Origin of the sequence: Weissella diestrammenae (genome assembly GCF_014397255.1) — a bacterium.
GTDB classification, from domain to species: Bacteria; Bacillota; Bacilli; order Lactobacillales; family Lactobacillaceae; genus Weissella; species Weissella diestrammenae.
Window position 1 is genome coordinate 419768 of record NZ_CP060724.1, and the last position, 11727, is coordinate 431494.

An 11727-nucleotide genomic window follows, 5' to 3' on the forward strand; every position below is an offset into this window, starting at 1 on the left:
ACACAAAAAAACCACAAAATTGTGGTTTTAAAAATACTGATGCGTATCTGACATTATTTTTTGTATGCATACTTCCAGTCATACGGTGAACCAATTGAACTGGTAATAACGCCCTTTACTGATGAACGGAACAATGTCGCATACGAACGGTAATAAAGCGGTGCAACCCCAGCTTCCTTTTCAATTACTTGCTCAGCCTCCTTCAAATCGGCATAGCGAGCAGAAGGATTCAAAATATCTGCGCCTTGTGCTTTAGCAACGGCAGTATCATAGGCATCATTCTTCCATGAACCATTATTAAATGATGTCCCCGCAGTATACAAGTCAAGGAATGAAATTGGGTCTGCATAATCGGCGCCCCATGCTGAAATCACAACGTCAAACTTCTTTGTTGATGACAAATTCAAACGTTGCTTGAATGGCACCGTTTTAACTGAGACTTTTGATCCCTTCAAGTTCTTTTCAACTTGTGATTGTAAGAACTGAGCTGTTTTCTTTGCCCCATCTGTATCATCAGTCAAAATTGAGAAATCAATCTTATCCTTCCCAATTTCTTTCAATCCCTCTTGATACAACTGACCTGCTTTCTTCGCATCATACGTGATAGCACCCTTTACTGACGCAGACTTGGCAAAGTCTTCACCGGTATTTGGATCCTTCGCCAAGTTAGCAGAAGTAAAGGACGTAGCTGGTGTAGCCGTCCCCGTCAAAATCTTCTTTGCCATTTGCTGGCGATCAATCGCATATGAAATTGCCTGACGAATCTTCACATTAGCAAATTCGACCTTTTGTTGGTTAAATTCAAGATAGAAGGTCGTCGCTTGTGGAATCACTCGATAGTCTTTCTTCTTTTTTGAGGCATTCACTTGATCAGCACTCAAATTTGTGAAGTCGATCTTACCTGACTTATATAAATTATAGCCAGTATTTTGATCTTTAATTGTTTGAACAACAATTTTAGGCGACTTAACTACCTTCGCATCATAGTATTTCGTATTTTTAACAAAACTGTATTTATTATTCGATCCAGTCCAGTCCTTTAAGATAAATGGTCCTGATGCCAAAGTATATTTAGCCGCAGTACCGTACTTCTTACCGGCCTTTTCAACAAACTTTTCATTTTGTGGATAGAATGGTGCCATTGTCAAAACGGCTGCCAATTGTGGCATCGGCTTATCCAATGTGACTTCCAGGGTGGTATCGTCAATCGCTTTTACCCCTAATGAATTCAAATCTGTATTCTTACCATTTTGAATGTCATCAGCATTCTTAATCCCTGAGAACAGGTAAGCGTATTGTGAAGCAGTTTTGGGGTTATTCGTACGTTGCCAACCATAAACAAAATCTTGCGCAGTCAAAGCGTCCCCATTAGACCACTTTAACCCGCTTCGCAAATGAAATGTGTACTTCAATCCATCGTCTGATTTATCGACAGACTTCGCCAATGCTAGCGCAGGCTTTTGTTGCTTATCATTTCGATAGAGTCCTTCGCCAGTTGCCTGTAACGCATCAAACGATACCACATCTGTTACCGCTGATGAATCCATCGTCCCTAGGTCAGCGGATTCTGTCCAGTTGATTGTTTGATATGATGCAGCTGAAACGGTTGCCAATGTTGATACCGATGACCCAATAATCAACGTTGCTGATAGCAATGCCGATGTTTTCAAAACTTTATTCATAAAATAACACACTCCCTTATCCTTTTATAATAAAATTCTTAGAATTATTAATTATATTACCGAATAAAAATAAGTCCGTCAATCTATTTCTCATATTTTTCTAATTAAAACAATTCCAATACCAATTTTGACTAAACAAAAAAACCGATTGTCATCGGTTTTAATGCTTATACGGCCATCCGGCGATCAAATATATTCGCTATCTTTGACAAAGCGTAATTCAAAATGAAGTACAACAAAGCAAGCATCAAAAACATTGGAATAATTTGGGCGGGTTTTTGAGCGTAAATGATTTGTGCCCGATATGTCATTTCTGGCAACATAATAATCGTTGCAAGTGACGTATCTTTAATCAAAGAAATGAACTGCGATACAATGGGCGGAATCATTTTTTTGTAAGCTTGCGGCAAGAGAATATACATCAAAGTTTGATAGAAACTCAGCCCATTTGATCGGCCACCTTCTAATTGGCCTTTCGGTACTGCTACGATACCACCCCGTACTATTTCAGCTAACATTGCTGATTCAAAAATTGTCAGCGCGAAAATCGTACTTCCCATCACACTAAAGTGAATATTTATCTTTGGCAAAGCAAAATAAGTAAAGAAAATAATGAGCAATAGCGGAAGATTACGAATAATGTCAATGATTAGCCCAACAATTGTTGAAACCACTGGTATTTTTACATACCGTAAAACGCCTAGAACTGATCCGATAATAAAACTCAAAATCACGGAAATAACGGCCACCTGAACGGTTACCCACATGCCCTCAAATAAAAAGCGCATGTTAACCCAAGAATATGCTTGTAAGAAATTTGTCATTGTCCTAGGCCTCCTTCGCTAATTTATTTTCAAGATGTCGCATATAGTAGCTAATCGGTAACGTGATAACGAGATAGAATAGCCCAACGATAATAAATGGATTAAAGGTATCAAATGTCAATTGCGAAATTTGATTTGCTTGATACATCAAATCAAAGCCAGCAACGAAGGCTAATACAGATGAGTTCTTAACTAAATTCACAAATTGGTTACCCAAAGGCGGAATCACGTATTTAAAAGCTTGTGGTAGGACAATCAAACGCATGCCATCCCACCAAGATAAACCATTCGATAACGCACCTTCCAACTGTCCGGCGGGAACCGCTAGAATACCTGCACGTACCGTTTCAGATATAAACGCTGATGTATATAGCATCAATCCAATAGTTCCCGAAAAGAAACCATTCATTTTAAATATCTGTGCTACAACAACATAGAAAAACATTGTGATGACTAGCAATGGTACATTCCGCAAGACTTCAATATATAGGCGGGCGATATAATACGTTATTTTATTTGGAATCACCTCTAAAATGGCAAAGAACGTCCCAAGTACTAACGAGCCAACTAATGCAATGAGACTTGCCAAAAGGGTCCAGCCAAAGCCGACTAAAAATTCATGACTGTGCGCACTAAATAATTCAATCATTATTTTGCCATCTCCTTCCAGTCCATACCAGGTACATTGCCAAACCATTTTTTGATTAATTTAGCATAGGTCCCATCTTGATGTAGTGTATCAATTGCATGGTTAATTTTTTTGACTAATTTTGGATTATCTTTGGCAATTGCGATTCCGTATGGTTCGTTAGTAAACGTCCCACCTACCATCTTTAACGTATGATCTTCTTCAGCCATCCCAGCAATAATCCCAGAATCAGTTGTTAGGACATCCCCTTGTTTTGCTTTTAAAGCTGACAAGGCGGTTGCATAATCCGGTAAAGCTAAAACATCAGCTTTAGGTGCCATTTTAGAAATGACCTGAACCGACGTTGAACCAGCCACACCAACAACTGTCACGCCTTTATGATTAACATCTTGGATATTCTTGATTGTTGAACGCTTCTCAACTAGTAGTGATTGCCCAGCCAAAAAATATGGTTTTGAAAAATCAACTACTTTTGCCCGTTCCGGATTTATCGACATAGTTGCAATAATGGCATCAATATTCCCATTTTTCAATAACGGAATGCGCGTACCAGACGTCACCTGAGTAAATTCAGCCTTAGCTTTGGGGTCAACTTTTTTGGTAATTGCTTTTGCCATATCGACATCAAAGCCTTCGATTTTGCCTGAACGAATATCCATCAACCCCATTAATCGAGTATCCGCTTTGGTTCCCCAACGCATCACATGCGTGCGCTCAATTTGATTGATGACAGCGTTATCCTTCTTTGCAGCGTGAACCGCTGGTTGATTTATATTAAATAACATTAGCCCCAACAAAATGGTCAGCATCACTTGTATTTTATTTTTCATAATCTTTCCCCTTCAATCATCAATCACCAGTTGGTTAACTTAACGCGACTGTTTGTTAAAATGTGTTTTTTACCACACATAACAGTTTTCATTAAGTTAAACCAGTCATCATTAATGCATGATTTGTGACAAGAATTTCTGGGCGCGTGGCTCTTTTGGATGCGCAAAGAACTCAGTGGTTGGTGCATCTTCTAGAATTTGACCATCCGCCATAAAGATAACGCGATCCGCTACCTGCTTTGCAAAGCCCATTTCGTGTGTCACGACCAAAGTCGTCATATCTGAATCAGCTGCGATTTCTTTCATAATGTTCAATACATCGTTGACCATTTCTGGATCAAGGGCTGACGTTGGCTCATCAAAGAGAAGTGCTTTTGGTTTCATGGCTAGTGAACGTGCAATCGCAATTCGTTGTTGTTGTCCACCAGATAATGAGGATGGCATTTTGTCAGCTTTCTCTGCCAAGCCTACTCGCTCCAACAACGCCATTGCAACCCGCTTATTTTCAGCTTCATCGATTTTCAAAACCTTACGCGGTGCTAACATAATATTTTCAAGCACGGTTTTATTGGCATATAAATTAAAATGCTGAAAAACCATACCAACGTTTTTGCGAATCCGGTTCATGTCAGTTTTCGAATCAGCTAAATCAAACCCATTCACAATCAAATGACCCTCTTGAATCGGTTCTAACCCATTCACCGTCCGGATTAACGTTGACTTTCCAGAACCTGAAGGACCAATTAAAACCACCGTCTCACCAGCTTCAACTTTTAAATTAATATTTTTCAACGCGTGAAAATCACCGTAGTATTTCTCGACGTCCTTAAACTCTATCATTGACATATGCTTGCCTCCCCTTATCTTTTCTGTGCCTAATATGGCTCGCGTTATCTTATTTTTCCATGTTTTCTAGTCAACTGTCAAATATCAATCAGTTTGATTAACGGCAGTTTGTACAATTTGATCAATCGTATGTTTGGTTTCGGCCCAGTCATCATTAACCACCACATGTGCGACTCCAGCTAAAGCAGCTGGCAGCTCACGATCACGTTGGTATTCATCACTCTCCAGACGTTTAGCAACATTTCCTTCATAATCACCACGTGTCACTAATCGCAACTTTAAGATATTAATGTCTGAAACAGTCATAAAAATAATGACTGCCCGTGCGCCCAAAGTTTGTGCATAAGTGATGGCACCAGCAGTGTCTAATACGATTGTAATATAACTATTTTTCTCCCAAGCGCGTGACAACCCTTCATGTGATGAGCCATATTTTTTGTGATCATATTCAACACGTTCTAAATAATGCATGGTTTCAAAACTAGTATCAGACTCAAAATAATAGTCAATTCCATTTTGTTCCCCAGTTCGGGGTAACCGAGTTGTGTGTGTCACAACTTTAGGCATTTGATAAAAGTCCGCTAGATAATTTGCCACCGTTGTTTTACCTGTACCAGTATTCCCTGTAATAACAAAAATTTTTTCACTCATAATTAGCGTCCATCACCGATTGGGACCGTAATCGTCCGGGTCACCATGACCGTTAACGTCACCACGATACCCACCTTAACCAAGGTTGGCACAATGAAGATGACCATACCATTCATCAACCCATTGTTAATGGTAATTCCTGTTGTTGCAATCAACCAGAACGTACCGAACAAAAGCTGACCGATAGCTGCGACAACATTACTCAACAACAGCATCGACCATTGACGCTTAATTTTTAGACCACCCCCAATAATCAATGGGAATAGTAGCATTCCAAAAAGATAACCACCGGTGGGACCAAAAAGTATGCTAAGCCCACCGTGCCAATTTGAAAAGACCGGCAAGCCAATTGCACCTAACAATAAATACAAGACTGTTGACCACCAGCCAACCCGAAAATTGGTCAGTGAAACCACCAAAGGAATTATCAGTGTCTGTAATGTGATTGGTACCAAGGGCAATGGAATTGAGACCGGTGCTAAAACAGCAATCATCGCAGTCATCATACCGGTTAAAGTTATTGTGCGTACGTTCATGTTTCTAATCCTTCTGCTTTCAATATTTTCGTCACTTCACCCGAGTAAAAAATTTGCTCTTGACGATCGTTTTTAACGATGATACCTCCTTGATTATCAAAACCAAGTACATATCCTGCAATTATTTGTTGATTAACTAACAACACGATTTGTCGGTGAATTAAGTTTGACAATTGATGATATTGTGGCAAATAATCAGCAGGCGCTTGTAATTGAGCGACCCAACGACTTATCACTTGGTGAGTAAAGGCCTCTCTTTGCATTATGAATTCATCTGGTCGATTAAGCGAGCGAACTCGTTGTTGCAACTCGTCAGGATAATCCGTTGCAACGATGTTAAGACCAATTCCAACAACCAGATGATTTTTTTCAACTTCTGCTAAAATACCACCAACTTTATGTTCACCCAAATACAAATCATTAACCCACTTGATTTGTAACTGAATTTGCCAGACTTTTTCAATCGTTTGAACGGCTATTACAGCTAAATTGGTTGTGATTCGACCAGGATTTACATCTTTTATCATTGTTATTGGTAGAACTAATGTCAAATAAATCCCTTTATCACGCGGTGAATAAAAAGCGCGTTGTTGTCGGCCATACCCAGCTGTCTGAGTATCGGTAAGAATCGCCAGCGGTCGTTGTAATTGTTTTGTTTGCACCATTTTTTTGGCATAAGCATTCGTTGAGCTAACCGTTTCAAAGTGCAGCAAATCAATTTGGTCAGTCGCTAGTAATTGCATTAAATTTTGCATCGCTATCTACGTCCTCGCTTTACGACAATACCTCTATTGTACCAAAAAATTATCATCTCCATACGACAAAAAAGAGGCCTCAGCCCCTTTTCGTTTAAATTAACTATCATTACGGATTGTTTCTGCGCGTTGCGTCATTCGTTGAATTTTAAAAGCTTGCAGCCTTGAAATACCGTAAAAACTGGCAGCCCAAATAAATAGCGCGACAATCACCCAAGCAGCAACGACGGGTAACCAAACACTTTTTTGCATGGTAATTGATAAGTTACCAACGCCAGCATGTTTAATTTTCGTTCCTTCCTGTGACTCGTCTACAATATTTGTATTTTCGCTCTGTTTTTCTTCCGGTCCTAATGGCGTTGTCACGTTAATTTGCGGACTTACCTGATTTTTATTAATCACTTGTCCATTAACTTGACTTTGACCATCATCAGCCGCAATCTCCAATACATCAGAACGACTTGTCGTCTCATCGTTTTCAGAAACTGTTTGGTCGCCTTGATGATGTTCAAAAATATAATCCGATAGTCGATCATCACTGGTCTGCGACTGTGTATCATCTGATTTCACAGGCGCTTTAGCCTCAGAGGTCGTCTGCACAACTTGATGATTCAAAACATCTGACTCATCAACAACTGGTGTTCCAATTTTAACGTCTGAGGTTTCTGGACTTTCCGTTTCGGCTGAACTTGCCGAGTTCTCTAAATCAACCACATTTTTCGAATCATTGACCTGTCCTGCCGTTTCTGGGTTGGAAACAGCGTCTGATTCAACGGTGCTATCTTCTATTTCACTTGCGCTTGTTTGGGTTGAGATTACTGTCTTATCATTTTCAGGATGAATTTGTGGGTTATCGTCGTTTTCAGCTTGATACATCGTCTGATTTGCTGTTGAAAAAGATGTTTGCTGATTCATTTCATCGGCTGACGCCAAACCACTCAACAAACCAAAGCTTACAACAGTTGCTAATGAAAACAGCCATTTTTGCATTGTTATGCCCTTCCTCGCTTAATTATCTGTTTACATTCTAACTGCTTTTTCAAGCTTTCTCTAGTAAAAGGGTCTGACTTCACACAATGAACATATTTTAATTACAAAAAAGTCTTACTTTATTTCCATACAAATAAAAAGCATTTCTGCAATATTGCAGAAATGCGAATTTTTATCAATTTCTAGTCTTCGTTTGCCAAACGATAAATAGCCTCGGCGAAAATCGCCATAGCGCGTGTTAAGTCAGCAACTGGATAGAATTCATCTGGTTGATGCATTGTATCTGGCACACCTTCAAACATTGCGCCAAATGCCACACCACGCTTCAATAAACGACCAAATGTCCCACCACCAATGACTTGTTCAGTCGCTGGCATACCTGTATGTGCACGATACACATCAAGCAACGTCTTAACCAATGGATCGTCACCTGATACATAGTGTGGACCTTGACCATGACCCTCTGCCGCAACGGTTGCCTCAAAATCAGCCCCTAAAGCAGCTTTAACCGCAGCACCAATTGTTTCTGGGTTTGTATTTTGTGGGTAACGGAAATTCAAATTAATGAATCCATCTTGCCCATCATCAAAATGTTGAATACCAATATTCATTGATAAATCGCCCATCAAGTCATCATGCTTAATCGCACCAATTTTTAATGCTACTGAATCATCATGCACTGCTGTTCCTAAGAATGTTAAGAACCCTTTTGCGTTGCCACCAAAGTCAAATTGTTGCAAGAAATTGGCCATATAAGTCCCGGCGTTTTCACCAGTTTCTGGTACAGCCCCATGAACTTGCTTACCAAAGAATGTCAAATCCAAGGTTTGACCAGTCACTTCAGCAGTTGCAGTCACCCGCTTTTCAGACGCTAAGTACGTTGCTAATGCAGCTTCAATGGCAGACGTATCTGCGGTTTCAATTGTCGCTTTAGCCGTTCCAGGTACCATATTTGGTCGTTGTCCAGCAGAAAATGAAATTAACTTAACAGTTCCACCATTGGTTCCATTAAAGCGCACTACCTGTGAGACATTACCTTTTTCGCCATTGATAATTGGGAATTCTGCATCAGGTGAGAAGCCCATCGTTGGATAACCTTCCGTTTGGAAAAATTCATCCATTCCAGTCCAATCAGATTCTTCGTCAATTCCCATCACCAAACGCACACGACGCTTCATTGGTAAATTCAAATCCTTCAGCATCTTAACTGCATAGTACGCAATCATTGATGGTCCCTTATCATCTGATGCACCACGTGCATACAATCGACCATCTTCAATCACTGGTGTAAATGGCTCTTTTGTCCACCCCTCACCAGCTGGCATAACATCAAGGTGCCCAATGACGTCAACTGATTCGGCTGCATCATGATCACCTAATTCAGCATAACCGACCAACCCTTTAAAGTCACCAGTCTTAAATCCATCACGTTGTGCTAATTCTTCCCACTTCAACAAAGCCTCTTTTGGCTTTGGTCCCAATGGTGCGTCAGCAGTCGCTGCTGAATCATCACGGACAGATGGTATTGCCAATAACGTTTTTAAATCTGCCACTAATGCGTCTTCGTACTTCAGTGACTCTGCCAACCATTCTGATGGTTTCTTGTTCATATGAATTGCCTCCATGTATAATCTACTCTCTATTTTACACTTTTTTGCATGACTTTTCACAAGAATAAATCAGCCAATTCATCATTTGCAAGATTCACTTCAAATCAAAGCCCAGCCTGAATGGTTTGTGAACTAAAACAAATCGATTTTTTACATCTGATACTTTAGACAAATAATCTATCTTTCCCTCAAGTTTCGCTGGTATTCTCATCATCTATACAACCACAGTTTTGACAAACATAAAAACGACGCAACGCTGAATCAGCATCGCATCGTTTTTCATTTAATAGGCTTGAAATAAAATCAAGTACAGCTCTAGTCAGCCGCTAAAGCATCAATTGGATTCAAACGTGATGCACGACGAGCAGGTGTTAACGCAGCCAAGAACGAAATCAATAATGCAATAATAATTGCAAATGCGACATTCCCCCAGGTTACTTGAATCATGTCAAACTTAGCAATGGCATACAAAGCCTTATTCAATAAGAAACCAAAGCCATACGCCATAATCAATGACAAACCAGCTGAGATAAGACCAATAATTAATGATTCAGATGTAAATAGCCGTCGAATATCCCGCTTTGATTCTCCTAATGCGCGTAAAATACCGATTTCTTTTGTCCGTTCAGAAACTGACATGTACATCGTCACAATGATCATGAGTGCTGAAACCACCAATGAGATACCTGAAATAGCAGCCAAAACAGTCGTTGCTAAGCTAACAATCGTGTTAATCGTATCCAAAATCGATCCAACTGAAATGGCAACAAATGCTCGTTGGCCATCAACTTGTACAGCATTCAAAGCCTTCGTTGCAGCTTTAACATGTTCTGTGTCTGCTACCTTAGCTGAGACAAATGTATAATCTGTATTTGCGCCCGCTGATTTCAAAGTTTTCTTCATCGTTGCAGCATTTGCTGAGACCATTGCCCCAGTTTGTGAATCAACCACCCCAGAAATTTTAACAGTTTCTGTTACTGGTGTTGGGACATTGTCCTGATTAAACGCTACAAATGAAATTGTAATTTCTTTACCAATAACTGAACGCCAATCTTTTTTATCAATCACTTGCGCAAATGTCTTTTTGTCAACAACTGCTTCTCCAGCTTTTGGTGCATGTCCCGCTTTAATCATTGATGATGAATAAGCGTGCGTCCATGTCTGGTATTGTGGGGTTGTTACCTTAGTATCACCATAAGCTAAAGTAACATTAGAGAATTGATAACCAGGTTCAACCGCAGCAACATATTTTGTCTTTTTAATCTCTTTTAATAACGATTCAGAAATGGTAGCTTTTTTATAATCAGTTGCCATCGTTTGCATCGTTGCTGACATGAGTTCCGTGCCCTGCTTACCTTTGGCTTCCTTATTTGGTGTCACATTTCGCAAAACCGTTGGATAGTTAGGATTAGCTAAATCACCAACCTGTTTATTAATATAAGCATTAATCCCATTTCCCAGACCTGAGAAAAGCAAAACTGCAAATAGGCCAATCGCAGTACCTAACATAATTAATGAATTCCGCCAGAAATTATGGGCAAAGTGTTTCCATGCATTTTGAAAGCTTGCCATAAATGACATTGGCTTTGAGTGAATGCCTGATGTCTCAGACTGCAATGGATAAGCCGCTTTGATGCGTTCATCATTATCAATCTTACCATCAGCAAGATGGACAATCCGTGTCCCATGATTAGCAACTTCTTGTGAGTGCGTTACGGCAATAACCAGCTTGCCTTCTTCTGCAATTTGTTGCAGAATGGCCAAAACTTCCTTGGTATTCTGAGAATCAAGCGCACCTGTGGGCTCATCAGCAATAATTACTTGTGGATCTGGTGCTAAAGCACGCGCAATCGCAACACGTTGTTTTTGTCCACCTGACAATTGATTAGGATGTTTCTTAATCTGATCAGCTAACCCCACCTTAGCCAGCAATGCTTTTGCCCGCGCTTCACGTTCACGATGTGTCATGGTCGTCATATCAAGTGAAATCAACACATTATCTAAGACCGTCAAATGTGAAATGAGATTATACGATTGATAAATATAACCGATGGTACCTCGACGATACTCATCTAACTTACGTTCTTTTTTATGATCGAGTTTCTCGCCATTAATCGTTACGACACCATCAAAATTACGATCTAACCCGCCAATAATGTTCATCAAGGTTGACTTACCACCACCTGATTCACCTAAAACCGAAACAAATTCACCTAATTCAAAATCAAGATCAATGCCTTTTAAAACTGGGAATTCTTGCTTACCTAAAAAATATGATTTTTTTATTTGTCGTAGCTCTAAGAATGCCATGCTATTCTCCTATTATTCTCATGTAAAATACTTTATTTTACTAA

General features: G+C 39.8%; 11 protein-coding genes. All 11 read right to left on the reverse strand.

Annotation, left to right across the window (positions count from 1 at the left end):
* Nucleotides 1-53: 53 nt before the first annotated feature.
* The gene (locus tag H9L19_RS02155) at nt 54-1682 is read right to left on the reverse strand and encodes a peptide ABC transporter substrate-binding protein (RefSeq protein ID WP_187529526.1); all 1629 of its coding nucleotides are present in this window, start codon (nt 1680-1682) and stop codon (nt 54-56) included.
* Between the two features lie 167 nt (nt 1683-1849).
* Entirely contained in the window at nt 1850-2506 is a 657-nt protein-coding gene (locus H9L19_RS02160; RefSeq protein ID WP_187529527.1) for an amino acid ABC transporter permease, read from the reverse strand.
* Nucleotides 2507-2510: 4 nt separating this feature from the next.
* Complete coding sequence (locus tag H9L19_RS02165) at nt 2511-3155, reverse strand: amino acid ABC transporter permease (protein ID WP_187529528.1); 645 nt, start codon at nt 3153-3155, stop codon at nt 2511-2513.
* A complete protein-coding gene (locus tag H9L19_RS02170) occupies nt 3155-3985 on the reverse strand; it encodes a glutamate ABC transporter substrate-binding protein (RefSeq protein ID WP_187529529.1) in 831 nt (276 codons plus the stop codon). Before H9L19_RS02170 ends, H9L19_RS02165 begins: the two co-directional genes overlap by 1 nt.
* Nucleotides 3986-4096: 111 nt before the next feature.
* Nucleotides 4097-4831 carry an amino acid ABC transporter ATP-binding protein gene (locus H9L19_RS02175; RefSeq protein WP_276509301.1) on the reverse strand — a complete coding sequence of 245 codons (735 nt, stop codon included), beginning with the start codon at nt 4829-4831 and terminating at the stop codon, nt 4097-4099.
* Between the two features lie 84 nt (nt 4832-4915).
* Entirely contained in the window at nt 4916-5482 is a 567-nt protein-coding gene (locus H9L19_RS02180; protein ID WP_187529530.1) for an AAA family ATPase, read from the reverse strand.
* Nucleotides 5483-5484: 2 nt separating this feature from the next.
* Nucleotides 5485-6018 (reverse strand): biotin transporter BioY, encoded by a 534-nt coding sequence (locus tag H9L19_RS02185; protein WP_187529531.1) that lies wholly within the window; start codon nt 6016-6018, stop codon nt 5485-5487.
* Nucleotides 6015-6773 (reverse strand): biotin--[acetyl-CoA-carboxylase] ligase, encoded by a 759-nt coding sequence (locus tag H9L19_RS02190; protein WP_187529532.1) that lies wholly within the window; start codon nt 6771-6773, stop codon nt 6015-6017. The genes H9L19_RS02185 and H9L19_RS02190 overlap by 4 nt, the downstream gene beginning before the upstream one ends.
* A 99-nt stretch (nt 6774-6872) precedes the next feature.
* On the reverse strand, nt 6873-7763 hold the full coding sequence (locus tag H9L19_RS02195; protein ID WP_187529533.1) for a hypothetical protein: 891 nt from the start codon (nt 7761-7763) through the stop codon (nt 6873-6875).
* Nucleotides 7764-7945: 182 nt separating this feature from the next.
* Complete coding sequence (gene pepV / locus H9L19_RS02200) at nt 7946-9373, reverse strand: dipeptidase PepV (protein ID WP_187529534.1); 1428 nt, start codon at nt 9371-9373, stop codon at nt 7946-7948.
* Between the two features lie 315 nt (nt 9374-9688).
* Nucleotides 9689-11683: an ABC transporter ATP-binding protein/permease gene (locus tag H9L19_RS02205; RefSeq protein ID WP_187529535.1), complete on the reverse strand. Its 1995-nt coding sequence runs from the start codon at nt 11681-11683 to the stop codon at nt 9689-9691.
* Nucleotides 11684-11727: the final 44 nt, after the last annotated feature.